Origin of the sequence: [Actinomadura] parvosata subsp. kistnae, assembly GCF_900323885.1 — a bacterium.
GTDB lineage: Bacteria > Actinomycetota > Actinomycetes > Streptosporangiales > Streptosporangiaceae > Nonomuraea > Nonomuraea composti.
Window position 1 is genome coordinate 998,647 of record NZ_OOHJ01000018.1, and the last position, 25,378, is coordinate 1,024,024.

Here is a 25,378-nt window from a genome sequence, read left to right on the forward strand (position 1 = left end):
CGTGCTTGACGAGCTCCTTGCCGCATGGATCAGTCGTCAACGATGGTTCGGCGGCAAGGGGCGCCCGATCGACGAGTTGTCGATCGACTCGGACGTCGAGCTGACGCCCGGGCTCAGGCACCTGATCGTCGCCGTCTGGCAGGAGGGCTCGCGCGATCGCTACCAGATCCTGCTGGGCGAGCGGGACGACCTGCCCGACCGCCTCGCCCACGCCCTCATCGGCACCGTCGGCGACCGCAAGCTCTACGACGCCGTGCACGACTCCGAGCGCATGAGCTGGCTGCTCGACGGCATGGCCCGCGACGAGACCCGCAGCGGCCTGCGCATGCGGCACGTGCCCGGCGTCACCATCGACACCGCCCCGCGCAGCCTCGTGCTCGGGGCGGAGCAGTCCAACACCTCCCTGGTGTACGGGGACGCCTACATCTGCAAGCTGTTCCGCCGGCTCATCCCCGGCGTGAATCCCGAGCTGGAGATCATCACCGCGCTGGCGGCCAGGGACGCGCCGCACATCGCCCAGCCGTACGGGTGGATCGAGACCGACCTCGACGGCACCGGCACCACGCTCGCGATCATGCAGGAGTTCCTGACGCCCGCCAACGACGGCTGGGACCTCGCGCTGGCCAGCGTGCGCGACCTGTACGCCTGCCTGCCCCAGGTGCCGGCCGGCGAGGCGGGCGGCGACTTCGCGGCCGAGGCGCTGCGGCTGGGCAACGCCACCGCCCGCGTGCACCACGAGCTGGCCGCCGCCTTCCCGACCAGCGTCATCGAGATCCACGAGGTCAAGCGCATGGCCGAGGGCTTCAGGCGGCGGCTCGGCCGGGCTGTGGCCGAGGTGCCCGAGCTGCGGCAGCACGTGAGCGCCATTGAGCACGCCTACCACCAGGTCGAGCTGCTCACCAACGAGGTGCCTGTGCAACGGGTTCACGGCGACTACCACCTCGGCCAGGTCATGCGCACGCCGACCGACTGGATCATCCTCGACTTCGAGGGCGAGCCAGGGCAGCCGCTCGCCGAGCGGCGGGCGCTGTCCTCACCGCTACGGGACGTGGCGGGCATGCTGCGCTCGTTCGACTACGCGGCCAGGCACCTGCTGGCCGGGCACCCCGAGGCCGACGGGCTGGAGCCCAGGGCCCAGGAGTGGGCCGACCGCAACCGGGCCGCCTTCCTCGACGGCTACACCGAGGGCGGCGGCGTCATCACGCCGGCGGACGCGGCGCTGCTGCGCGCGTTCGAGCTGTCGAAGGCGGTCTACGAGGTCGTCTACGAGGCCCGCAACCGACCCTCGTGGATCTCGATCCCGCTCGCCGCCTTCCGTCCACGCGCGACCTGATGCGCGTCCCGGAGCTGGTTAGAGCTCCTCGATCAGGCCCGACAGCCCTTCGTGGCCCAGCCCCCGCGCGGTGCGCTGGTCGATGACGGCCTTCAGCGGCAGCAGCAGGTCCGGCTTGACGCCCTGCTCGTAGAAGGTCTGCACCAGGTTCGCCACGCCCGCCCGGTTGATCTCCAGGTTGGAGACCTGGGTGCTGTGGTCGCCGGAGGCCATCTTCTCGGCCCACTGCGGCTGCTGCGCGGCCATCGCGTTCAGCCACGGCACCAGCAGCGACGGCACGAAGTCCGTCAGCGGGTAGCCGGCCGACCTGACCAGCGCGGCGGCCTCCAGCAGGCCGGCGATCTGGCCGTACATGCCGGTCAGCATGGCCAGGTCCAGCAGCGGCGCCATGCCGGGGTCGTCCCCGGTGAAGCGGGGCTCGGCCATGGCGGACAGCGCGCCCTCGTACCGCTCGAAGGCCGTCCTGGAGCCGCTGTAGAGGATGAGCGCGCCCGGCTGGGCGATCATCTGGGGGACGGCCATGATGCCGCCGGCCACGTACTCGCCGCCGCGCCCGGCCACCCACTCCGCCGTCTCGCGGGCCTCCGAGGGACGCCCGGTGGTGAGGTTGGCGATCACCCGCCCCTCCAGCGACGCACCCTCCAGCGTGGCCCTCACGGACGGGTAGTCGAGCAGGCAGGTGATCACCAGCGGGCTCGCCGCGACGGCCTCCTCGGGGGTGGCCGCCTGCTTGGCGCCCTTGGCGAGCAGGGGCTCGGCCTTGGCGGGCGTCCGGTTCCACACGGTGACCTGGTGGCCGGCGGCCAGCAGGCTCTCGGCGAGCGCGGTGCCCATGAGGCCGAGCCCGAGCAGGGAGATGGTTTCCGACATTTCAGCGTTCCTTAGGAAGTGTTCCGAGAGGGTCTTGCTGCGGCCAGCCTGCTCGGGGGCGGTTATGGTCGGGTTCTGAACGGGTTATGGGGGGCGGATGCGGTTCGGGGTGCTGGGCCCGCTGGCGGTGTGGACGGCGGACGGACGGCCGGTCCAGGTGCCCGAGGTCAAGGTCAGGGCGCTGCTGGCGGGGCTGCTGATCCAGGCGGGGCGCACCGTCTCCGCCGACCGGCTGATCGACGACCTCTGGGGCGAGCGGCCGCCCGCCGACGCCCCGGCGGCGCTGCGGGTGAAGGTCTCCCAGCTGCGCCGGGCGCTGGGCGATCGGGAGCTGGTCGCCTACCGGGCGCCCGGGTACGTGCTGCGCGCCGACCCCGAGTCCGTGGACGCCGGGCGGTTCGAGTCGCTGCTCCTGCGCGCCCGGCAGGCCGGCGACCTGGAGACGCGGGCGTCGCTGCTGCGCGAGGCGCTCGGGCTGTGGCGGGGCGGCGCCTACGCCGAGTTCGCCGACGAGCCGTTCGCCCAGGCCGCCGTGGCCCGGCTGGAGGAGCAGCGGCTCGTCGCGATGGAGGAGCTGGCCGAGACCCGGCTCGAACTCGGCGAGCACGCGCCGCTCGCCGCCGAGCTGGCCGAGCTCGTCGCCGCGCATCCGCTGCGCGAGCGGCTGCGGGCCGTGCACCTGAAAGCCCTCTACCGCGCCGGACGGCAGGGCGAGGCGCTGGCCGGGTACGCGGACCTGCGGCGACGGCTGGCCGGCGAGCTCGGGCTGGACCCCGGGCCCGAGCTGGCGGCGCTGCACCAGGCGATCCTGGAGCAGGACCCGTCGCTGGAGGCGCCCGCCGCGCGGCCCCGTACGAACCTGCCCGCGCCGCTGACCGGCCTGATCGGGCGGGACGAGGCGGTGGCCGAGGTACGGGCGCTGCTGCGCGCCAACCGGCTGGTCACGCTCACGGGCCCGGGCGGCGTCGGCAAGACCCGCCTCGCGCTGGCCGCCGCGTCGGAGGCCGAGGGGTTCGAGGGCGGGGTGTGGCTGGTGGAGCTGGCCTCGCTCGGGGCCGGGGCGCAGGTCGTCGAGGTGGCCGAGGTGATCGCGGGCGTGCTGGGCCTGCGCGACGACGTGCCGGGCCTTCGGGACGACGCGCCGGGCTGCATCACCGAGCGCCTGCCCGCCGTCCTCGCGGCCCGGCCCACGCTGCTCGTCCTGGACAACTGCGAGCACCTGGTCGAGCAGGTCGCCACGCTGGCCGGCCGGCTGCTGCGGGCCGCCCCCGGGCTGCGCGTGCTGGCCACCAGCCAGGAGTCGCTGCGCATCGAGGGCGAGGCGTTGTGGAGCGTGCCGCCGCTGGGGCGCGAGGCGGCGGTGCAGCTGTTCACCGCGCGGGCGGGGATCGAGCCCGACGGCGACGTGGCGGAGATCTGCGCGCGGCTGGACGGCATCCCCCTGGCCCTGGAGCTGGCCGCCACGCGGATGCGGGCGCTGACCCCGCGCCAGCTCGCCGAACGCCTCGACGACCGCTTCCGGCTGCTCGCCTCCGGCCTGCGCGGCGCCCCGGCCCGGCAGCAGACGTTGCGCGCCATGATCGACTGGAGCTGGGAGCTACTGACGGGCGCCGAGCGGGTGGTGCTGCGGCGCCTGGCCGTGCACGCCGACGGCTGCACGCTGGAAGCGGCCGAGGACGTCGCCGCCGAGCCCGGCCTCGACGTGCTCGACCTGCTGGCCCGCCTGGTGGACCGCTCCCTGGTGGTCCGCACGGCGGGACTCGCCGCCCCAGGCCCTCGACCGGACACGGCGGGGCTCACCGCCCCGGGCCCTCGACCGGAGGCGGCGGGGCTCACCGTCCCAGGCCCGCGGCCGGAGGTGGCCGGGCCGCGGTACCGGCTGCTGGAGTCGGTGGCCGCGTACTGCCAGGAGCGGCTGGCCGAGGCGGGCGAGCTGGAGAGCGTGCGGCTCAGGCACGCGCGCCACTACGCTGCCCTGGCCGCCCGGCTGGAGCCGGCCCTGCGCGGAGCCGGGCAGGGGGCGGCGCTCGCCCGGCTCGACGCCGAGGCGGCCAACTTCAGGACGGCCCTGGACACGGCGGTCAAGGCGAGGGCGGCGGCCGAGGCGCTGACGCTGGTGAACCATCTGGCCTGGTACTGGGTGCTGCGCGGCCGGCTGGGCGAGGCCCGCCGCGCCCTGTCGGTGGCCCTGTCAGTGGCGCCGCCGGGCGACCCGGCCACGGCGCAGGCCGAGGTGTGGCGGGCCGGGTTCGAGCTGCTGGCGGGCCGCCTCGTACCGCTGGACCCGGGTTTGTTCGCGGCGATCGAGGAGCCGCTGGCGAGAGCGCGGGCGCGGTGGTTCACCGGGTTCGCCCTGTTCGGGTACGACGACCTGTCCGCGAGCCAGGAGCTGGTGGAGACGGCGCTGGCCGAGTTCCGGCGGCTCGGCGACGACTGGGGCACCGCCGCCGCGCTGACCCTGCTGGGCCGGCACGCGGCGATGCGCGGCGACCTCGCGGCGCTGCGGGACAGCGCCGAGCAGGGGCAGGCCCTGTTCGCGCGGACCGGCGACCGGTGGGGCGAGCTGCGCGCCGCCGAGAACCTGGGCACGCTGGCCGAGATCACCGGCGACTACGACCAGGCCACCGCGCTGCGCCTGGAAGCCCTGGCCATCGCCGAGGACCTGGGGCTGGCCACCTCGGTGTCGGAGGCGCTGTCGCGGCTGGGCCGGATCGCCCTGCTGAAGGGCGACCACGTACGTGCCGACGACTACCACGAGCGGGCCAGGCGCCTGGCGGCGGAGCAGTCGAACCGGCCCGCCGAGGAGTTCGCCGAGCTGGGTCTGGCGTTGAGCGCGCGCCGTCAGGGCCGGCTGGACGAGGCGGAGCGGCGGCTGCGGGCCTGGCTGGGCTGGGTGAAGGACGTCTCCGGCGACCCCGGGGCGGCGCTGATCCTGGCCGAGCTGGGGTTCGTGGCCGAGCTGCGCGGCGACGCCGCCCAGGCGCTGGACCTGCAACGCCAGGGGCTGGCGGCGGCCCGCAAGGTGGGCGACCCCCGGGCGAGCGCGCTGGCGCTGGAGGGCCTGGCAGGAGCCCTGGCCCTGGACGGGCGGCCCGGGGAGGCGGCGCGACTGCTGGGCCGGGCCGCCGCGCTCAGGGCGTCGGTGGGCGCGCCACTACCGCCGGGCGAGCGCGGCGACGTGGACCGCATCACGGCCACCCTGCGCACCGCCCTGGGCGAGGACGCGCTGACGGCGGCCCTGTCGGAAGGCGCCGCCTCGCCCCTGGAGGACACGCTCGCCACGGCCCTGGCCGAGGCGCCACATCGCCGCTGAAGGACACGCTCACCACGACCCTGGCCGAAGGCGCCGCGCCGCCGCTGGACGACGTGCTCGCCACGGCCCGATCCGAGGCGCTGGAGGACGCCGTATCAGGGCCGGGGACAGGCGGCGAGGGTGTCATCTAAACCCAAGAACATTCCCTGTTTTTCGCACTTGCAGTGATTGTCTCGGTGAAAGCGGGCAGTGCCTGGGATGGACGGGTCATCATAAGGCAGTGTTGGGAGCATGCCGATGAGGACAGAGCTCGACCGCCTCGCGGGCGGAGCGCACCACGATCCCCACTCCGTGCTCGGAGCACACCCCGTGAGCGGCGGGGTGGTCTTCCGCACGTTGCGCCCCCTGGCCGAGCGCGTGCGGGTGGTGCTGGAGGACGGCTCTGCCCATGACATGAAGCACCAGGCGCACGGGGTGTTCGAGGTGACGGTCCCCGGGCTGGACAAGGTGCCCGCGTACACGCTGAGCGTCAAGTACGCCGGCGCGGAGCCGTACGAGGTGCGCGACCCGTACCGGCACTGGCCCACGCTGGGCGAGGTGGACCTGCACCTGATCGGCGAGGGCCGGCACGAGCGGCTGTGGGAGGTGCTCGGGGCGCGCGTGATGGAGCACGAGGACGTCCAGGGCACCGCGTTCGCCGTCTGGGCGCCGAACGCGCGCGGCATCAGGGTCGTCGGCGACTTCAACCACTGGGACGGCGTCGCCTACCCGATGCGCTCGCTGGGCCGGTCGGGGGTGTGGGAGCTGTTCATCCCGGGGCTCGGGGCGGGCCAGCGGTACAAGTACCAGGTGCTGGGCGCCGACGGCGTGTGGCGGGACAAGGCCGACCCGATGGCCAGGCGCACGGAGGTGCCGCCGATGACGGCCTCGGTGATCGACAAGTCCGACTACAGCTGGCAGGACGACGCCTGGATGGTCGAGCGGCGCGAGCGGCAGGCGCAGAACGGGCCGATGAGCATCTACGAGGTGCACCTGGGGTCGTGGCGGCCGGGGCTGTCGTACGTGGAGCTGGCCGACCAGCTCTCCGAGTACGTCGCGGACCTGGGCTTCACGCACGTGGAGCTGCTGCCGGTGGCCGAGCACCCGTTCGGCGGGTCGTGGGGCTACCAGGTGACCTCCTACTACGCGCCGACGGCGAGGTTCGGCACGCCCGACGAGTTCCGCCACTTCGTGGACCGCATGCACCAGCGCGGCATCGGCGTGCTGCTCGACTGGGTGCCGGCGCACTTCCCGATGGACGACTGGGCGCTGGCCCGCTTCGACGGCACGCCTCTTTACGAGCACGCGGACCCGGCCAGGGGCGAGCACCCGGACTGGGGCACGTACGTGTTCGACTTCGGCCGCAGGGAGGTGCGCAACTTCCTGGTGGCCAACGCGCTGTTCTGGCTCAAGGAGTTCCACATCGACGGCCTGCGGGTGGACGCGGTGGCCTCGATGCTCTACCTCGACTACTCGCGGCGTGAGGGCGAGTGGACGCCGAACGTGTACGGCGGCAGGGAGAACCTCGACGCGGTCGAGTTCCTGAAGGAGATGAACTCCGTCTGCTACCGGGAGGCGCCGGGCATCACGACCGTCGCCGAGGAGTCGACGGCCTGGCCGGGCGTGTCGCGGCCGGTGCACCTGGGCGGGCTGGGGTTCGGGTTCAAGTGGAACATGGGCTGGATGCACGACACGCTCCAGTACCTGCGCCACGAGCCGATCTTCCGCCAGTACCACCACCACGAGATGACGTTCTCGCTGCTGTACGCCTACTCCGAGAACTACGTGCTGCCGCTGTCGCACGACGAGGTGGTGCACGGCAAGGGCTCGCTGCTCGGCAAGATGCCGGGCGACGAGTGGCAGCGCTTCGCGCAGCTGCGGGCGTTGCTGGCGTTCATGTGGGCGCATCCGGGCAAGCAGCTGCTGTTCATGGGCGGCGAGTTCGGCCAGGGCTCGGAGTGGTCGGAGAGCCGGGGGCTCGACTGGTGGGTGCTGGAGTTCGACGGGCACCAGGGCGTGCAGCGGCTGGTGCGCGACCTCAACCGGCTCTACCGCGAGACTCCCGCGCTGTGGGAGCAGGACACGCGGCCGGAGGGGTTCCGGTGGATCGACGCCGACGACGCCTCGGGCAACACGCTGTCGTTCGTCCGCTTCGCCGCCGACGGGTCCGCGGTGGCGTGCGTGGTGAACTTCAGCGGCGGGCCGCACGAGAACTACCGGCTCGGGCTTCCGTACGGCGGCCGGTGGACGGAGGCGGTCAACACCGACGCCTACGACTACTGGGGCAGCGGCGTGGGCAACCTGGGGGCGGTCGAGGCCGAGGAGGAGCCGTGCCACGGGCAGCCGTACTCGACGACGCTGCGGGTGCCGCCGCTGGGCGCGGTCTGGCTCACCCACGAGGGGAGCGGTCGGCTGAACGAATGAGGTGCACGCGCTGAAAGTTCGGTGAGAAACCCCCCGGGGGCCTGTGCCTCCGGGACAAATCGCCCTAAACTCCGAGATCATCCCCCTCGGAGGACGCGTGCGATTCCGCCCCCTGATCGTCAGCACGATCGCTCTGGCCCTGCTGCCGCTGTCGGGCCCCGCCTACGCGGAGGACCCCACGCCCACGCCGCAGCCGAGTGTGACGCAAACCCCCACGGAACAGCCTCCGCCTCCCCCTTCAACGGAGGACTCCCCGGATCCTGAGAGCGCCGATCCGGACAGCGCCGATCCGGACAGCAAGGTCGAGGACGGCTTAGGCGTGGACGGCGGCACCGAGCGGGCCATCGTCGAGCTGACCCACCCCGCCGAGACCGCCCCCGTCGCCACCCAGGCCGCCGCCGAGAGCGTGGACGTGGTGCTGCAGCCGCAGAGCCAGCCGTTCATGGTCGTGGAGGGCACGGCGGAGGAGCTGGCCAAGCTGGCCGAGGACCCGCGGGTGGCCTCCATCCACCGGGACCGGACGTACACGCCGGCCGAGGTCGCCCCCAGCCTGTCGCTGATCGGCGCCGACAAGGTGCACGCGGCGGGCAACGCCGGGGCCGGCCAGGTCGTGGCGGTGCTCGACACCGGCATCGACGTGGACCACCCGTGGTTCAAGGACCGGATCGTGGCCCAGGCGTGCTTCTCCGCCACGGAGGACAGCGGCGTCGAGTCGCTCTGCCCGAACGGCACCAACGCGCAGACGGACGGCAACGCGGCGGACGCGATGACGCCCAAGTGCCTGCTCGACGGCGTGAACCTGTGCGACCACGGCTCCCACGTGGCCGGCATCGCGGCCGGCACCGGAGGGGTGGCGCCGGGCGCGGGCATCGTGGCGGTGCAGGTGTTCAGCCGGCTCAACGACGAGGCCAGCTGCGGCGAGCCGGCCTGCCTCGTGGCGTACGAGTCGTCGCTGCGCCAGGCCCTCGACTACGTACGGGACCTGAACCAGCCCATCGCGGCGGTCAACATGAGCCTCGGCGGCATGCTCTACGACCAGAGCTGCGACACCACCGAGGAAGGCGCGATCTTCAAGGAGAAGTTCGACGCGCTGCTGGCCAAGGGCATCGCGACCGTGGTGGCGGCGGGCAACGAGTACTACGAGGGCACCGCCCACCCCGCCTGCGTCTCCACGGCGGTGGCCGTCGGCGCGAACGACAACTCCGACACCATCGCCGAGTGGTCCAACCGGGGCCCGCTGCTCGACCTGTTCGCGCCCGGCGTGGACATCGAGTCGGCCGTCCCGGACAACACCACGGTCGTCTACAGCGGCACCTCCATGGCGACCCCGCAGGTCACCGGCGCGCTGGCGCTGATGAAGGCGGCCTCGCCGGGCAAGCCGATGACCGAGCTGATCGAGACGCTGAAGAGCACCGGCCGGCCGTACGTCTACGACGTGTCCGGCACCCAGGTCACCACCCCGCGCCTGGACCTGGCGGCGGCCCTGACCGGCGCGGCCGTGCAGCCGCCCGTCACGCAGACCCCGTCCCCCGGGACGGACGGCACCATCGACGACACCGCGCCCGAGCCGGACCCGAGCGACAGCAGCGGCCCCACGCCCACTCCCACGGACCCCGCACCTTCGGCGTCGTCCACGCCGGTCCCGCTGCCGACGGTGACGGTCACCGTGACCGTGACCGAGACGGCCAAGCTACCGGCGGCGGTCTGCACGCGCGGCACCGCCGCCCAGAAGCTGACGGCCAAGAAGTGGGCCCTGGAGCTGCACCGGGCCAGCGGCACGATCTCGGACGAGACGCTCTCCTGCTATCTGAAGCTGATCGGCAAGTCGAGCAAGGTGTTCCCCGAGCTGACGAAGGCGTCGTCGCTGGGGACGGCGTACCGGGTGCTGAAGAGCCCCCAGACGCGCAAGGCCAAGCTGGACAGCGCGCTGCTGACCGCGTGGCTGAACTGGGCGCACGGCACGAACGGCACGACGGCGCTGGCCGCGGCGGAGAAGGTGCGGCTGAGCAGCAAGCCGAGCGCGGCGGCACTGAAGAAGGCCACCAGCAACATCCTCAAAACCGTCAAATAACAGCATTTCCTGAAAAAGGCCGGTCACTTGCGACCGGCCTTTTCGCTTGTGTCGCTTAAAAGCAAAAATGCCTCCAACGTTTAATCGGGTTACATACGTCACTGACATCACAGTTGTCGCAGGTGGGGAGGTAAGCGGTCGTACGCAGCCGGGAGCCGGAAACGCTTCACGGCTCCAGCCTCCGGGAGGAAGAAGTGAGGCTACGGTCTCTGCTGGCCGGCGCTACGACGCTGGCCATGACAACCGGTGCGCTCTGCGCCGGTCCGGCTCTCCGAGCCGACACCACCGACACCGGTGACCCGATCATCAGCCCCGCGCTCGTTTCGGAGATCAAGGAAAAGAGCGCAGTACGCAGCATCATCCAGCTCAAACCAGGCCAAAGCGTCGAGGCCGTGGCCGCCGACATCGAACAGGCCTCCGAGGGCAGCCGCGTCCTCGAAGCCGCCCAGTCACCCAACTTCTTCGTCGCCGAAGTCGACGGCACCACGCTGGAGAAACTCAAACGGGACTCCCGCGTCCAGTCCGTCTACAAGGACGAACTGAGCATGCCCTTCCTCGACACCAGCACCGTCACCATCCGCTCCGTCCAGGCCAACCGGGCCGGCTGGAACGGCACCGGCACCACCGTCGCCGTCCTCGACACCGGCATCGACAGCGACCACCCGTTCTTCACCGGCCGCATCGCGGACGAGGCGTGCTTCTCCTCCTCCAGCGGCAGGGACGGCGCCGTCTCACTCTGCCCCAACAACCAGCCCAGCCAGACCGGCCCCGGCTCCGCCAACGTCGAAATCCCGCAGTGCACCGTCAACGGCGCCAACGCCTGCTCACACGGCACCCACGTCGCCGGCATCGCCGCAGGCAGGATGACCCCGGGAGCGCCCGCCAACGGCGTCGCCCCCGAGGCCCGCCTCCTGCCCATCCAAGTGTTCAGCCGCATCGACAACCCGCTCACCTGCGCCATCGGCGGCTCCACCGCACCCTGCTTCCTCAGCTACACCTCCGACCAGAAACTCGCACTCGAATACGTGACGCGGGTCGTCAGGACGTTCAACGTCGCCTCCGTGAACATGAGCCTCGGCGGCAGCCGCGGCTACACCGAAGCGTGCGACGCCGACCCGGCCGCCTCCGGCGTCAAACCCGAGTTCGACGCGCTGGCCGGCCTCGGAGTGGCGCCCGTCGTCGCGGCAGGCAACGCGGGCCTGCCCAACGCCGTCTCCTCCCCCGCCTGCATCTCCACCGCCGTCGCCGTCGGCGCCACCGACGACGCCGACGCCCTGCCCACCTTCACCAACCGCGGCAACCTGCTCGACCTCTTCGCACCCGGCGTCGCCGTCAACTCCGCGGTGCCCGACGACGCGTACGGGGTCAAGCAGGGCACCTCGATGGCCGCACCACACGTGGCCGGAGCGTTCGCCCTCATGCGGCAGCGCTTCCCGGAGAACACCGTCGCACAAAGCCTGCAACGACTCCAGGACACCGGCACACCCGTCCAGTTCGACTCGGCGGGGACGGCGGTGATCAAATCACGGATCGACATGGAACGCGCCACCACCACCGCCCAGGCCCCCGTGAACCCGGGCATCTGACCACAGGGGGCCGGGCCACACCCGCGCCCGGCCCCTGGCGCCCACCCGTTGCCCGATGGGGTGGCCGGCCGTTGGGAGCCCGCCCCGAACCAAGGACTTCGCCACAGAGGCGCTACGCGCCTCAAAAGCTCAGACCCCCTTCACTCCGGCGCCTGGCGGCGCAACCCCCGCGCCTCCGGCGCACTCGCCCGCCCCAATCCCATTTACCGGCTTGGCCGTTGGGAGCCCACCCCGAACCAAGGACTCCGCCCCAGCGGGCGCTACGCGCCTCAAAAGCTCAGACCCCCTCACTCCGGCGCCTGACGGCGCAACCCCCGCGCCTCCGGCGCACTCGCCCACCCCAATCCCAATTACCGGCCTGGCCGTTGGGAGCCCACCCCGAACCACAAGCTTCGCCACAGAGGCGCGCTACGCGCGCCACACAGCTCAGGCGTCTTCGCTCGGGCGTCTCCGCTCGGGCGGCTCCGCTCGGTCGTCCCCCTCAGGCGCTTGACGACGCACCCCGCGCCTCCGGCGCACTCGCGATGCCTGGCGACGCGCCCCCAGACGCCTGGCGGCGCGCCCCCGGACGCCTGGCGGCGGGCCCTTGGGTGCCTGGTGATGCGCTCCTGGGTGCCTTTTGCGCTCCCACGCAGCCCGATTCCCCTGTACCAGCCCGGCCGTCCGGCGCCGAGAACAAGGCACTGGTGAGGACCGGGTCATGGCCTCGTACGATGATTGCGTGCAGGGCCTTCTCCGCTCGTTATGGGACGAGCCCCGTCCGCCCCAGGCGCCGCCCCGGGTGTGGCGGGACTGGGCGCTCGTAGGGCTGCTCGCCCTGGCCATCGTCCTGGAGGCCGTGTTCCGGACGGACCTGCAGTACCGGCCGATCTCGGTGACCTTCACCGCCCTGATGCTGCCCGCCCTGCTGTGGCGCCGCACGCGACCGCTGACCGCCCTGGCGGTCCCGGTCGTGGCCTCGGCGGTGGTGCAGCTGCTCACGGGTGCGGATCCGGCCGAGCTGGGGTCCGCGGCGTACATCCTGATCCTGCTTTACGCGCTGGCCCGCTGGGGGTCGGGGCGGGAGGTGGCGGCGGGGCTGGTGCTGATCGTCGTGGCGGTGCTGGCGGGTGTGGTGGCGGGGCACATCGTCTCGGGGGACGTCGCGGGGGCGTTCGCGGTCGTGTTCGCGGGGATGGCGCTGGGCGGCACCTTCCGGTACCGGGCCAGGGCGCGGATGCGGGAGCTCGACCAGGTCAAGCTGCTCGAACGGGAGCAGCTGGCCCGCGATCTGCACGACACCGTCGCCCACCACGTCTCCGCGATGGCGATCAGGGCGCAGGCGGGCATCGCGACGGCGGCGGCGGATCCGGGGGCCGCCGTGGACGCGTTGCGGGTGATCGAGGCGGAGGCGTCCCGTACGCTCGCCGAGATGCGCACCATGGTGCGGGTGCTGCGCCGCGACGAGCTGTCCGCGCCGGAGCTGGCGCCCAACCCGCACCTCACCGACCTGCGGCAGCTCGCGGGGCGGGGCGGGTCGGACCGGCCGTGGACGTGCGGATCGACGGCGACCTCGACGGCGTGCCCGCGTCCGTGGGGGCCGCGATCTACCGGATCGCCCAGGAGTCGGTCACGAACGCGCGGCGGCACGCCCGGCACGCCACCCGCATCGAGGTGCGGGTGGCCGCCGACGACACGTCCGTCCGGCTGCGGGTGACCGACGACGGTGACAGCACCGCGGGGCGGCCCATGACGTCCGCCGGGTACGGGCTGGTCGGGATGATCGAACGGGCCGGTTTGCTCGGCGGCACCTGCGAGGCCGGGCCCAATCCCGGTCGCGGCTGGACCGTGACCGCCGTACTGCCTCGGACGGGAGCCTCATGACGACCTTGGAACCGGTACCGGTGGAGGAGACGGGCGATCGGGACCCTACGGGCGAGGACGCGGACGGCGTGGAGCAGGGCGGGCCCATTCGTGTGATCGTCGCCGACGACCAGGAGATCGCCCGTACCGGCCTGCGGATGATCCTCGACGCCCAGCCCGGCATCGAGGTGGTGGCGGAGGCGGCGGACGGGCACCGGGCCGTCGAGCTGGCGCGGCGCCTGCGTCCGGACGTGTGCCTGTTCGACATCCGCATGCCGCGCTGCGACGGCATCGAGGCCACCCGCTCCCTGGCCGGGCCCGACGTGGCGGACCCGATGGCCGTCGTCGTGATCACCACGTTCGACCTCGACGAGTACGTCTACGCGGCGCTCCGGGCGGGCGCCCGCGGCTTCCTGCTCAAGGACGCGGGCCCCGAGCTGCTGGCCCAGGCGGTGCGCGCGGCGGCGGGCGGCGACGCGCTCATCGCGCCGAGCATCACGGCCCGCCTGCTGTCCGCGTTCGCCGGCACCGGGCCCGCGCAGCCGCGGGTGCAGCCGATCGAGCCGCTGACCGAGCGGGAGGAGGAGATCCTGGTGACGGTGGCGCGCGGGCGGACCAACAGCGAGATCGCCGACGAGCTGCACATCTCGCTGAGCACGGTCAAGAGCCACGTGGCGAGCCTGATGACGAAACTGGGCGTCCGCAACAGGGTGGAGATCGCCATGTGGGCGTACGAGACGAACCGCGTCCGGCCACGCTGACGGCGCCCCCCTCAGGCGACACCCGCCCGCCGGATGATCACTTCGGCCACGGCGGCGTTGATCGCCCACCCCGCCCCCAGCAGCAACGCCCGGGTGAGGTGATCGGGCGGCGCGCCGGCGGCCGTGATCCACACCGCCTGCGTCACGGCCTGGCTGCCCGCCCCGAGCCCGATCGCGTACGCACGCATCATCCAGGCGCGGTGGCGGCGCACGTCCCGGCGGCGGATGGCGGCGAGGCCGAGCACGAGCGAGGCGAGCATGACCGTCCCCGCCACCCACCGGAACACGGTGAGCAGCCCGTCGTCCCCGGCCGGCAGCTCCGCGAACACGGTCATCCACAGCCCCGACGCCGCCGCCACCATCCCGAACCCGGCCACCACCCGCCCGGCCCGCCGATGCCAGCCGCGCCGGCGCCGCCTGAACCGGGGCGCGAACTGGAACGCGCCCACCGCGCTGTAGACGGTCACGCCGACGATGTGCGCGACGATCGGCACGGGCGAGGCGAAGAAGCGGGCGTTGGCCTGCGTGATCTCCGCGCCGGAGATCAGCTCGGCGAGCCGGACGGCGCCCGCGAGCAGCGGGACGAACCCGAGCGCGACGAGCCCGGCCGGCACCAGCCAGCCCCTCCTGGGGGCGACGAGGTCTTTGGGCATGCCCCGATGGTGTCCGCCGGGCCCGCCCCGCCTCATCGCCCGGACGGCCGGACCTGGATGAGCCGATCGGCCAGGCCAGAGCTCGTACTTTCGACCGTTACGCCTTCCCGCAGGTCGCTCGCACACTGAGCCCCATCGACCCTCCCGGAAGGAGACCCCGATGAAGGCGTACGTTCTCGGCTCGTACGGCTCCCCCGACGTCCTGCAGCTCAAGGACGTGGACCGGCCGGCGCCCGGCCCCGGCGAGGTGCTGGTGCGGGTGCGCGCCGCCTCCGTCCAGCCCGCCGACTGGCACCTCATGCGCGGCGAGCCGTTCATCTCCCGGCTCATGCCCGGCCCGCTCGGGCTGCGCCGGCCGCGGATCACCATCCTGGGCGCGGACGTGTCCGGCGAGGTCGCGGCGGTCGGGCCCGGGGTGACGGGGTTCGGGCCGGGCGACGAGGTGTTCGCGATGACGGCCAAGGGCGGCGGGTTCGCCGAGTACGTGTGCGTCCCGGAGACCGAGCTCGCGCCCAAGCCGGCGAGCCTGACGTTCGAGGAGGCGGCGTCCGTGCCGCTGGCCGCCGGCACCGCCCTGCTCGCGCTGCGCGACCAGGGCGCGGTCCGGCCGGGCTCCCGCGTGCTGGTCAACGGCGCGTCGGGCGGCGTCGGGACGTTCGCGGTGCAGCTCGCCAAGGCGTACGGGGCGCACGTCACGGGCGTGTGCAGCACCCGCAACCTGGACCTGGTGCGCTCGCTCGGCGCCGACGAGGTCTTCGACCGCACCAAGGAGGACTTCACCCGCAGCGGCCAGGTCTACGACGCGCTCCTCTACATCGCGGGCAACCGCTCGTTCGCGGAGTGCCGCCGGGTGCTGACCCGCAAGGGCGTCTGCGTCCTGATCGGCGGCGCGGCCACCCGCTGGCTCCAGCCCGCCGGCCACGTCTTCGCCACCCTCGCCGCCTCCGCGTTCGTCCCCCAGAAGGCGGTGCTCACGAACGTGCTCGCCTGCAAGGGCAACCGGCGCAACCTGGAGGAACTGACCGCCCTCATCGACAAGGGCCGGCTCACACCGGTGCTCGACCGCGTCTACGACTTCGAGGACCTGCGGGCGGCCGTCCGCTACCAGGAGGAGGGCCACACCCCGGGCAAGGTCGTCGTCCGGGTGTGATCGTCCTCGCGCACGGGTTTACGGCGGCCGACGCGAGCGCCGCCGCACTTCGATTTGTGTCGCTTAGGGTGGCTCTATGGACGCAGGTAAGGCGATCATCGAAACCGTCGAAAAGCTTCGCCAGCGGCGCACCGCCCCGCTGATCCTGGAGCTGGACCTCACAGAGGGTCTCACCGAGGGCCCGCCGGCCGATCCGCTCGCCGCCGTGCTGTCCATGCGGAAGCCGCGCCTGGCCGACGTGCTGTCCGGGCTCAAGCGGGCCCGGCAGGACCCGCGGGTCAAGGCGCTGGTGGTGAAGATCGGGGGGCAGCCGCTGGGGCTGGCGATGGTGCAGGAGCTGCGCCAGGCGGTGATCCACTTCCGGGCCTCCGGGAAGCTGACGGTCGCGTTCTCCGAGTCGTTCGGGGAGTTCGGCGGCGGCACCGTGCCGTACTACCTGGCCACCGCCTTCGAGCGGCTCTACCTGCAGCCCAGCGGCGACGTCGGGCTGACGGGGGTGGCGCTGGAGCAGCGCTTCGTCAAGGGGGCGCTGGAGAAGCTGGGGGTCGGGTTCGAGGCGGGGCAGCGGCACGAGTACAAGACGGCGCCCAACACCTTCACCCAGGACCACATGACGGATCCGCACCGCGAGTCGATGGCGCGGATCGTCGAGTCGGTGACGGAGACGCTGGTCGCGGGCATCGCCGATGGGCGGCGGCTCGATCCGGGGAAGGTGCGGGAGCTGGTCGACCGCGGGCCGTTCACCGCCTCGGAGGCGCAGGAGGCCGGGCTGGTCGACGGGCTGGCCTACCGCGACGAGGTGTACGACGAGCTGAAGCGGGCCGCGGGCGACGACGCGCACCTGCTGTACGTCTCCCGCTACGCCAGGGGCGCGGCCGTGCGGAAGCTGCCGCATCCGATGGCCGACGCGGTCGCGCTCGTGCACGCCACCGGCATGATCAGGACGGGCCGCAGCGGCCGCAGCCCGCTTGGTGGCGGCGGCGCCATGGGCTCCGACACGATCAGCGCGGCGCTGCGGGCGGCCCGGCGCGACGACCACATCAAGGCGGTCGTGTTCCGGGTGGACAGCCCCGGCGGCTCGTACGTGGCCAGCGACACGGTCTGGCGCGAGGTGACGCTGACGCGCAAGGTGAAGCCGGTGATCGTGTCCATGGGCGACCTGGCGGCCTCCGGCGGCTACTTCATCTCGATGGCGGCCGACGTGATCGTGGCCCAGCCGGGCACGCTGACCGGCTCGATCGGCGTGTACGGCGGCAAGCCCGTCTTCGCGGAGCTGCTGGAGAAGGTGGGGGTCAACTCGGAGATGGTGGCCGAGGGCGCGAACGCCGGCATGTTCTCCACCTCCCGCGGCTTCTCGCCGGAGCAGTGGGAGCGCATCAACGCCTGGCTCGACCGCATCTACGACGACTTCGTGGGCAAGGTGGCGCAGAGCCGCGACCTGTCCCGGGAGCGGGCGCACGAGCTGGCCCGCGGCCGCGTCTGGACGGGCGCGGACGCCCGGTCGAGCGGGCTGGTGGACGAGCTGGGCGGGCTGGAGGACGCGCTGGCCATGGCGAGGAAGCGGGCCGGCCTGGCGGAGGACGCGCCGGTACGCACCTATCCCCGGCTGAACCCGCTGGAGCGGCTGCGCGGCCCGGAGTCGAGCGAGGACAGGTCGGCGGCGCTGGCCAGGATCCGGATGGACGCCTGGGGCCCGCTGGCCCGCCTGTCGGCCGAGCTGGGCCTGCCGGCGGTGGGTCCGCTGATCCTGCCGGGCTGGTACACGATCCGCTGACCCGCGTGGCGGGCTGGTGCACGATCCAGTGAAGACCGCGCGACGGGTGCGCGCGGTCGAGAGCCGGTCAACTCGCGAGCATCACGAAGGACCAGGTCAGACATCGCCTTTGCGGATAAAGCGAACAAACCTGATCTTGGGCCGGTAATCTTCCTCCGTCGTTCGCCGGACCCCCTCGGGAAGGTCCGGCGACGTCTTCATGGACACGACGAGAACGAGGAAGGCTCGTGATCCGACCCTCCAGGGCTCTTCTGCCGGCCGCTGCTGTCCTGCTGGCCTGCGCCCTCGCCCAACCCGCCACGGCGGACGACGACGCGGCCACCGGAGCCGCGGGGGCCGCCATCGTGCGGCAGGTCTCGGGCGTCAGCCCGTTACCCGCCGACTGCGGCCCGCCGCCCGCCGACGGCTACACCCTGAACCCGAACACCGAGGTCCTGCCCGCGCTGGCGCAGGACCCGTACCGGCCGCAACGTCTCGTCACGGTCTTCCAGCAGGACCGCTGGAACCGTTACGGCAGCAACGGCACGGGCGTGGCCGTGTCGGACGACCGCGGCCTGACCTGGCGGCAGTCCGGGAACCGGCCCGCCTTCTCCCGCTGCGACGGCGGCGACTACGACGTCGCGACGGACCACTGGGTGACGGTCACGCCGTCGGGCACGGCGGTGGCCGCGTCGCTGGCGATGTCGCGCGCCGGCGACGTCACCGCCATCCTGGTGTCCCGCTCGGGTGACGGCGGCCGGACGTGGGAGGCGCCGGTCACCCTGCAGCGCGACGACAACGTGCGTTTCTTCAACGACCGCCCGTCGGTCACCGCGGACCCGTACCGGCCGGGCGTGCTCTACGCGGTGTGGGACCGCATCGACGACCAGTCGACGAGCACGACGCCCAACTGGGTGCAGCCGGTCTACCTGGCGAAGTCGACGGACGACGGCCGCACCTGGACCACGCGCAAGGTCTACGACGTGCCGACGAACAGCGGCGTGATCGGCACGCAGCTCGTGGCGCTCCCGGACGGGACGCTGCTGATCGGCATGCACCACGAGACGATCACGGAGGGCTCGACCCAGGTGATCCGCTCGACCGACGGCGGCGCGACCTGGTCGGCGCCGACGCTGAACGTCCCGGCCCCGCTCGCGGTGGGCCCGCGCATCCCCGACCCGGACGACTCGGGTGACCCGATCCGCAACGCCGCCCTGCCGCTGCTGGCCGCCCAGCCGGGCACGCGGGTGGTCAACGCCGTCTGGCCGAGCCAGGACTCCGACGGCACCTTCCACGTCGCCTACTCGCGCTCGTCGGACGGCGGGAAGACCTGGTCGGCCCCGATCCGCGTGGACAAGACGCCCACGGGCTCGGCCGCCGTGCCGGTCGTGGCCGCGTCCAGGACGGGCACCGTGGCGATCACCTACTACGACTTCCGCAACAACACGCCCGACCCGGCCACCCTGCCCACCGACCTGTGGGCGGTGACGTGCGCGGGCGACTGCGCGAAGCCGGGGTCGTGGCGCGAGCGGCACGTCGAGGGGCCGTTCGACACGCGGAAGGTCCCGGTGACCAGCGTCGGGCGGCTGCTCGGCGACTACACGGGGCTGGTCTCGGCGGGGAGCACGTTCACCGCCGTGTACGGGGTCGCGACCGCCGACGCCGCGAACCCGGTGGACCTGCACAGCGCCGTCTTCCCCGGCTGAGTGGACCTGCACAGCGCCGTCTTCCCCGGGCTGAGCCCGGGTCAGGAGGACGTCGAGCGGTAGCGGCCGCGCAGCCGTACCAGAGGGGCCTGGGCGGGGTCGACGTAGTCGACGGCGAGGACGGCGGCGATGAAGAGCGTGTGGTCGCCGGCCGGCACCACCTGGGTGGTCTCGGCCTCGATCGCGGCCACCCCGCCGTCGATGACGAGCGCTTCCGTCCGTTCGCCCCGGTGGTGCGGGGTGCCGGCCACCAGCAGGCGGGCGCTGGGCCGGCCGGCGGTGGCGAAGCGGCTGGCGACGGCGGCCTGGCCCGACGACAGCAGGGAGGCGGCCCAGCGGTCCTGCCGGAGCAGGACCTCGTTCAGGTAGCTCCGGGCGGCCAGGCTGACCAGGACCAGCGGCGGCTCCAGCGAGACGGACATGAGGGCCGACACGGTGGTGCCGAGGTCGTCGCGCCCGTCTCGAACCGTCACGACCGCGACCCCGGCGGCGAGCTGCGCCATCGCCTCCGTGAACAGCTCGCTCACCGCGCGGGCCCCCGGCGTCCGGGGGCCCGTGGCGGTGCGGGGGTCATCCGAGGCCGTTGGTGGTCAGCCATTCCTTGGCCACGGTCGCGGGCTCGTCCTTGTTGACGGAGATCTGCTGCATCATCTTCAGCAGGGACTCGGTGGTCAGCTTGGCCGAGATGCCGTTCAGGGTGGTCCTGATGGTGTCGCTGGCGGCGGCCTTGTTCAGGAGGGGCGTCACGTTCTGGGCGGGGAAGATGTTCTTGGGGTCCTGGAGCGCGACGAGGTTGTTGGCGGCCATCTTGGGGTCGGTGGTGAAGACGTTGCCGACCTGGATGGAGCCGTCCTTGATGGCGTCGGAGGTGGTGGGCCCGGTCGGCTTCCACTCCTTGAACTCCAGGCCGTAGACCTCCTTGAAGCGCGCCTCCCACCGCTTCTTGAACTCGGGCGGGCCGCCGACGACCATGTCCTTGGAGACCTTGGCGAGGTCTTCGATGGTGTTCAGCGACTGCTTGGTCTGGGTGTCCTTGGAGATCGACAGGCTGTCCTTGTCCTCGGCGGGCGAGGAGTCGAGCACTTCGAGCTCGGCGGGCAGCTTCTCCTTGAGCGCCGCGTTCACCTCGTCGGTGGTGGCGGCGGTGGCCTTCGGGTCGATGAAGGCGAGCAGGTTGCCGTTGTACTCGGGGACGATCGTCAGGCCGCCGCCCTTGACCTGGTCGTAGACGACCTCGCGGCTGCCGATGCGCGGCTTCTCCTCCACCTGCACGCCCTTGGCCTCCAGCGCCTGGGCGTAGATGGAGGCGAGCAGCACGCTCTCGTCGAAGTCGAAGGAGCCGACGACGGCCTTGCCGCCGGCTCCGGAGGCCGAGGCCGAGCCGCTGGGGGCGGCGCTCGTCGTGTCGAGCGGGTTGCCCCCGGTGCTGCCGCCGCCCCCGCAGGCGGCGAGTGCGAGCATCGCCGTCAGGAACACGCCGGCGACGCCGTACTTGCGTCTCATCTTGCTTTTCCCCTTCCAAGCGGGAGGTAATACAGGAGACTATCGGACCTTCAACCGCTGGCTCACCCCAGGCGACACCGTCACTCTCTGGGCGAGCGCGAACAGGACCTGCACCACAAGGGCGAACAGCACAATCAGTACTGAACCCCCCACGACGCTCGCGTAATCCTTCGTCGCGAAACCGTCGATCACATAACGCCCGAGACCGCCCAGCCCGGTGTAGGCGGCGACCGTGGTGGTGGCCACCACCTGGATGGCCGACAACCGGCAGCCGAGCAGGATCAGCGGCAGCGCCACCGGCACCAGCACCCGCCCGAGCACCTGCGGGCCGCGCAGCCCCATCCCGTACGCGGCGTCGCGCAGCTCGGGATCGACCCCCTTGATCCCCTCGAACGTGTTGACCAGGATCGGCGGCACCGACAGCAGCACCAGCGGGATGATCACCGGCCAGATCGACGCCGTGCCCAGCAGCAGCACGAACATCACGAGCAGGCCCAGCGTGGGCAGCGCCCTGGCCAGGTTCGCGGACACGACGACCAGCAGCTCGCCCCGGCCCGTGTGCCCGATCGCCAGGCCCAGCGGCACCGCGATCAGCACCGCCAGCAGCAGCGCCAGCCCCGAGAACTCCAGGTGCTCCAGCAGGCGGACCGGGATGCTGCCCGGCCCCGACCAGTTCTCGCCGCTGCCGAAGAACTCGCCCAGCCAGCTCACGAACGACGACAGCCACGTCATGACGCCTGCCCCTTCCGCGCCCGCACCCAGGGGGTGAGCAGCCGCTGGGCCAGCACCAGCAGGCCGTCGGCGACCAGCGCGAGCAGCACGATGAGCACGATGCCGACGATCACCGGCGGCATGAACGGGTTCTGGTACGCCCGCGTGAACAGCCCCCCGAGCCCGCCCTGCCCGATCAGCGCCCCCACGCTGACCAGGCTGATGCTGGAGACCGCGACCACGCGCATCCCGGCCAGCACCACGGGCACCGCGATCGGCAGCTCGACCTGGAGCAGGCGGCGCAGCGGAGTGAAGCCCATCGCGACGGCCGACTGGCGTACGTGGTCCGGCACCGAGTTGAGCCCGTCGACCACGGCCGGGATCAGCACCGCCATGCCGTAGAAGGTGAGCGGGATGATCACGGTGGTCTGCGACAGCCCGGTCACCGAGATCAGCAGCATGAAGACGGGCAGCGACGGCAGCGCGTACACGACGTTCATGAGCCCCGTGGTGGGCTGGTAGAGCCAGCGCCAGCGCACGGAGGCCAGGCCCAGCGGGAGCGCGAGGACCAGCGCGAGCACGATCGGCACCAGCGACATCGTGAGGTGGTCGGTGAGCAGGTTCCTGATGCTGTCGGCCCGGCCGGTGTCCCAGTTGCGCCCGATCCACTCCCAGATGGAGGGAGGACCGTCACCCATCTGCCGCCTCCGCCAGCGCCTCGTCCAGTGCCTGCCGGGTGGCCACGCCGACGGCCCTGCCCCGCTCGTCCACGGCCACCGCGCAGCCGGACGGCGACAGCAGCGCCGCGTCGAGCGCGGCGCGCATGCTGTCGGTGCCGTGCACGAACGTCCCGAACGGCTCCAGCTCCTCAGGCCGGTCGCTGGAGCGCCAGCCGAGCGGCCGGCCGTCGCCGTCGACCACCAGCAGCCACCGCTCCGGCGAGCTGCCGTCGAAACCTTCCGCCACGGTCAGGTCGGTACGCAGCCGCAGCCCCGCCGTGGAGATGAAGCGCAGCCGCCTGATCCCCCGGTCCTGTCCCAGGAACTCGCGGACGAAGTCGTCGGCCGGCTCCGACAGCAGCGTCTTGGGGTCGGCGAGCTGGGCCAGCCTGCCGCCCACCTGCAGCACCGCCACCTGGTCGCCCAGCTTGATGGCCTCGTCGATGTCGTGGGTGACGAACACGATCGTCTTGTTCAGCTCGCTCTGCAGCCGCAGCAGCTCGTCCTGGAGGTTGGTGCGGACGATGGGGTCGACGGCGCTGAACGGCTCGTCCATGAGCAGCACGGGCGGGTCGGCGGCCAGCGCCCTGGCCACGCCGACGCGCTGCTGCTGGCCGCCCGAGAGCTGGAACGGGTAGCGGCCCGCCAGCGCCGGGTCGAGGCCGACGCGCTCCAGCAGCTCCATGGCCGTGGCCCTGGCCTTCTTGCGGTCCCAGCCCAGCAGGTAGGGGACGGTGGCGATGTTGTCGACGATCTTCCGGTGCGGGAACAGGCCGGCCTGCTGGATGACGTACCCGATGCCGCGCCGCAGCGTCGGCGGGTCGATGCCCTGCACCGGGACGCCGTCGAGGAGGATGCGGCCCTCCGTCGCGTCGATCATCCGGTTGATCATGCGCAGGGAGGTGGTCTTCCCGCAGCCTGACGGGCCGACGAACACGGTGATCCGGCCGGTGGGCGCCTCCAGGGTGAGGCGGTCGACCGCGACCGTGCCGTCCGGATAGCGTTTGGTGACAGACTCGAATGTGATCACGCGCGAACTCTCGCTCAGGGGCTTCCGGCGGCAGTGCCGCAGCCCCCGTGCCACGACCGCCGCATGATCTGCTGAACCCACAGACTACGGCGGCTCGTACCGGCCTGTCCCCTCGGGTTTTCCTGAAGCGTTTCACCTGAGCTGGGAGATTCCGACGAAATCTGGATCTGGTAGTGCGCCGGACCACGAAGAGTTGGCATGATAACCCTCACAATTCTTGACGCTTCAGCTCACAACTCCTGACGCGCACTCACCCCCCAGCGTCCGCATCCAGCAAGAGGAACCGGCCCGTGTCCCAGTCGCTCACCGATCAGCGCCGGCGCGCAGAAGTGATCGCAGAGCTCTACGACCTCCATGCCGCCGGGCTGTTCGCGTACTGCGCCGACCAGCTCGGCGACCTCGGCTCGGCCTCCGACGTCCTGGTGGCCGTGCTCGGCGGCGTCCCCGCCACCCCGCCGCCCCGCGCGGCGCTCTACGCCTTCGCCCGCCGCGAGATCCACCGGCGGGACATCGTGTACTCCCCGCCCGCCGTCGACCCGCTCATCGACCCCGCCACCGCGCTCGTCGAGCGCACCCTGCGCGAGCTGCGCCCGCACCAGCGCGAAGTGCTCGTGCTGTGCGCGGTGTGCGGGCTGAGCAAGCAGGAGCTGGCGTGGGTGCTCGACGTCGCGCCCGACACCGCCGAGGAGCTGGCGGTGGGCGCCGGGCACCGGTTCAGGCAGTCGCTGGGGGCCGCGCTGGCCTCGACCGGCGTCCGCGTGCCCAAGCCCGTGGCCGACGTCTACGGCGCGCTCGCCATCGCGCCGCTGGCCGATGTGCTCGGCCGCCTGCCCTGGCCGCAGCCGCCCGGCACGCTGCGCATCCACTTCGCGGGCTCCCGCACGGCGGCGCCCGCCCCGCTGTTCACCAAGCCGCGCTGGCCGAGCCCGCCCGTGTGGCCCCAGCCGCTGGCGGAGGCGGACCCGGCGTCCAGCACGGTCATCTTCCCGGCCGAGCTGCTGACGCCGCCGTCGCCGGCGCACACCCCCGTGCACGAGGCGACCACGGCTCCCATGCCCAAGCTGCGCGACCCGCTGTCGCCGCCTAGAGACGTCCTCGACCCCGGCCCGCCGCTGCGGGATCCGCTCGGGTCGGCGCGGACGCTCAGGGGGCCCCTGGGCGAGCCCGGGGTGCCGTCCGCCGGCGACAAGTGGGTGGCCGGGGCGTCCTCGTCCCGGAAGGCGGGGCAGGAGCGCCCGTTCTTCATGGCCGCCCCCGACCCCACGGCCGCCGAGCCGTTCGCCACCGGTGACGTGATCCTGCCCAAGGACGCGCCCGACCCGTACATGACCGGCGACGTGCTCCTCCACGACGGCCCCTCCCGGCCGCTGCCGCCGCCCCGGCGCGCGCCCGCCGACCGCCGGCCGCCGTCGCCGGAGCCGCAGCCGACGCCGGAGGAGTTCCGCCGGCCCCCGGCCGCGCCCGAGGAGTTCCGCCGGCCGCCGTCGGCGCCCGCGCCGCGCCGTCAGGCGTCCCGCGCCGAGGAGCCCGTACGCGGACCGGCGGCCCCGCTGTTCAAGCCCCGCAGCAAGCGTGCGTCCTCCAGGCCCGCCGGCGAGCCGGTCTACCGGCTGCCCGGCCCGTCCGAGCAGGACGAGGCGGGTTCGCCCGCACGGCCGCTGGAGAAGCCGCTCGTCAAGCCGCTGGAGAAGCCCCTCGACCGGCCCCGTCAGGGTGACGGGAAGCCGGGCCGGCCGGGCGCCTCCGTCCTGGAGCCGCGTCCCGTGCGGGCCAGGCCCGCCCCCAAGCGGCGCCCCGACAGCGCCCGCCCCAAGAAGGTGCGCCGCCGCAAGGACCGCCACCACGACTGGGTGTGGGAGCTCGTCGGGTTCCTGCTGTGCGTGGCCATCGCGATGATCGTGTTCTTCTCCATGCCGGTCATCGTCGGCCCGTGACGATCATCGGGGTGGCGGGCCGGCCCGCCACCCCGTTTCT

The 25,378-nt window shown here is 72.7% G+C and carries 19 protein-coding genes; 12 read left to right on the plus strand and 7 right to left on the minus strand.

The annotated features are described in order from the left end of the window. The first annotated feature begins 1 nt into the window (after position 1). Positions 2-1,333, plus strand: a complete 1,332-nt coding sequence (locus tag KIS93_RS24660) for a maltokinase N-terminal cap-like domain-containing protein (protein ID WP_080045433.1) — start codon at positions 2-4, stop codon at positions 1,331-1,333. Positions 1,334-1,351: 18 nt separating this feature from the next. Here KIS93_RS24660 and KIS93_RS24665 read toward each other — a convergent pair whose 3' ends face one another. Further along, positions 1,352-2,203, minus strand: coding sequence for an NAD(P)-dependent oxidoreductase (locus tag KIS93_RS24665; protein WP_080045432.1), 852 nt, complete (start codon positions 2,201-2,203; stop codon positions 1,352-1,354). 97 nt (positions 2,204-2,300) lie between these two features. Here KIS93_RS24665 and KIS93_RS24670 point away from each other — a divergent pair, with 97 nt between their 5' ends. The 7 genes from KIS93_RS24670 to KIS93_RS24695 all read left to right on the plus strand — a co-directional run bounded on the left by KIS93_RS24670 (position 2,301) and on the right by KIS93_RS24695 (position 14,179). Continuing rightward, the gene (locus tag KIS93_RS24670; protein ID WP_080045431.1) at positions 2,301-5,516 is read left to right on the plus strand and encodes an AfsR/SARP family transcriptional regulator; all 3,216 of its coding nucleotides are present in this window, start codon (positions 2,301-2,303) and stop codon (positions 5,514-5,516) included. A gap of 237 nt (positions 5,517-5,753) precedes the next feature. Continuing rightward, positions 5,754-7,919 carry a 1,4-alpha-glucan branching protein GlgB gene (glgB, locus tag KIS93_RS24675; protein ID WP_080047527.1) on the plus strand — a complete coding sequence of 722 codons (2,166 nt, stop codon included), beginning with the start codon at positions 5,754-5,756 and terminating at the stop codon, positions 7,917-7,919. 97 nt (positions 7,920-8,016) lie between these two features. Next, positions 8,017-9,990: a S8 family peptidase gene (locus tag KIS93_RS24680; RefSeq protein WP_080045430.1), complete on the plus strand. Its 1,974-nt coding sequence runs from the start codon at positions 8,017-8,019 to the stop codon at positions 9,988-9,990. 236 nt (positions 9,991-10,226) lie between these two features. Beyond that, positions 10,227-11,576 (plus strand): S8 family peptidase, encoded by a 1,350-nt coding sequence (locus KIS93_RS24685; RefSeq protein WP_080045429.1) that lies wholly within the window; start codon positions 10,227-10,229, stop codon positions 11,574-11,576. A 721-nt stretch (positions 11,577-12,297) separates the two neighbouring features. Further along, the gene (locus KIS93_RS24690) at positions 12,298-13,272 is read left to right on the plus strand and encodes a sensor histidine kinase (protein ID WP_246005364.1); all 975 of its coding nucleotides are present in this window, start codon (positions 12,298-12,300) and stop codon (positions 13,270-13,272) included. Beyond that, positions 13,170-13,439 carry a sensor histidine kinase gene (locus tag KIS93_RS65610; RefSeq protein WP_335673919.1) on the plus strand — a complete coding sequence of 90 codons (270 nt, stop codon included), beginning with the start codon at positions 13,170-13,172 and terminating at the stop codon, positions 13,437-13,439. Before KIS93_RS24690 ends, KIS93_RS65610 begins: the two co-directional genes overlap by 103 nt. Before the next feature lie 92 nt (positions 13,440-13,531). Beyond that, a complete protein-coding gene (locus KIS93_RS24695) occupies positions 13,532-14,179 on the plus strand; it encodes a response regulator (protein ID WP_268967029.1) in 648 nt (215 codons plus the stop codon). Positions 14,180-14,190: 11 nt separating this feature from the next. Here KIS93_RS24695 and KIS93_RS24700 read toward each other — a convergent pair whose 3' ends face one another. Beyond that, positions 14,191-14,832, minus strand: coding sequence for a DUF2306 domain-containing protein (locus KIS93_RS24700; protein WP_080045426.1), 642 nt, complete (start codon positions 14,830-14,832; stop codon positions 14,191-14,193). Positions 14,833-14,992: 160 nt separating this feature from the next. Here KIS93_RS24700 and KIS93_RS24705 point away from each other — a divergent pair, with 160 nt between their 5' ends. From KIS93_RS24705 to KIS93_RS24715, 3 genes are all read left to right on the plus strand, one after another. Beyond that, positions 14,993-15,982: an NAD(P)-dependent alcohol dehydrogenase gene (locus tag KIS93_RS24705; RefSeq protein ID WP_080045425.1), complete on the plus strand. Its 990-nt coding sequence runs from the start codon at positions 14,993-14,995 to the stop codon at positions 15,980-15,982. 76 nt (positions 15,983-16,058) lie between these two features. Continuing rightward, positions 16,059-17,756 (plus strand): signal peptide peptidase SppA, encoded by a 1,698-nt coding sequence (gene sppA / locus KIS93_RS24710; RefSeq protein WP_080045424.1) that lies wholly within the window; start codon positions 16,059-16,061, stop codon positions 17,754-17,756. Between the two features lie 227 nt (positions 17,757-17,983). After that, positions 17,984-19,441 carry a sialidase family protein gene (locus KIS93_RS24715; protein ID WP_080045423.1) on the plus strand — a complete coding sequence of 486 codons (1,458 nt, stop codon included), beginning with the start codon at positions 17,984-17,986 and terminating at the stop codon, positions 19,439-19,441. Between the two features lie 41 nt (positions 19,442-19,482). Here the strand turns inward: KIS93_RS24715 and KIS93_RS24720 are convergent, their stop codons facing one another. Genes KIS93_RS24720 through KIS93_RS24740 form a run of 5 tightly spaced genes read right to left on the minus strand, consistent with a single transcriptional unit; the run spans position 19,483 to position 23,404 of the window. Beyond that, positions 19,483-19,968 carry a flavin reductase family protein gene (locus tag KIS93_RS24720; protein ID WP_155129145.1) on the minus strand — a complete coding sequence of 162 codons (486 nt, stop codon included), beginning with the start codon at positions 19,966-19,968 and terminating at the stop codon, positions 19,483-19,485. A 43-nt stretch (positions 19,969-20,011) separates the two neighbouring features. Next, the gene (locus KIS93_RS24725; RefSeq protein ID WP_080045422.1) at positions 20,012-20,944 is read right to left on the minus strand and encodes an ABC transporter substrate-binding protein; all 933 of its coding nucleotides are present in this window, start codon (positions 20,942-20,944) and stop codon (positions 20,012-20,014) included. A 39-nt stretch (positions 20,945-20,983) separates the two neighbouring features. Next, on the minus strand, positions 20,984-21,676 hold the full coding sequence (locus KIS93_RS24730; protein ID WP_080045421.1) for an ABC transporter permease: 693 nt from the start codon (positions 21,674-21,676) through the stop codon (positions 20,984-20,986). After that, a complete protein-coding gene (locus KIS93_RS24735; RefSeq protein ID WP_080045420.1) occupies positions 21,673-22,353 on the minus strand; it encodes an ABC transporter permease in 681 nt (226 codons plus the stop codon). The genes KIS93_RS24730 and KIS93_RS24735 overlap by 4 nt, the downstream gene beginning before the upstream one ends. After that, positions 22,346-23,404, minus strand: coding sequence for an ABC transporter ATP-binding protein (locus KIS93_RS24740; RefSeq protein WP_080045419.1), 1,059 nt, complete (start codon positions 23,402-23,404; stop codon positions 22,346-22,348). Before KIS93_RS24740 ends, KIS93_RS24735 begins: the two co-directional genes overlap by 8 nt. Positions 23,405-23,694: 290 nt before the next feature. Here KIS93_RS24740 and KIS93_RS24745 point away from each other — a divergent pair, with 290 nt between their 5' ends. Then, a complete protein-coding gene (locus KIS93_RS24745; protein ID WP_080045418.1) occupies positions 23,695-25,338 on the plus strand; it encodes an RNA polymerase sigma factor in 1,644 nt (547 codons plus the stop codon). The last annotated feature ends 40 nt before the right edge of the window (positions 25,339-25,378 follow it).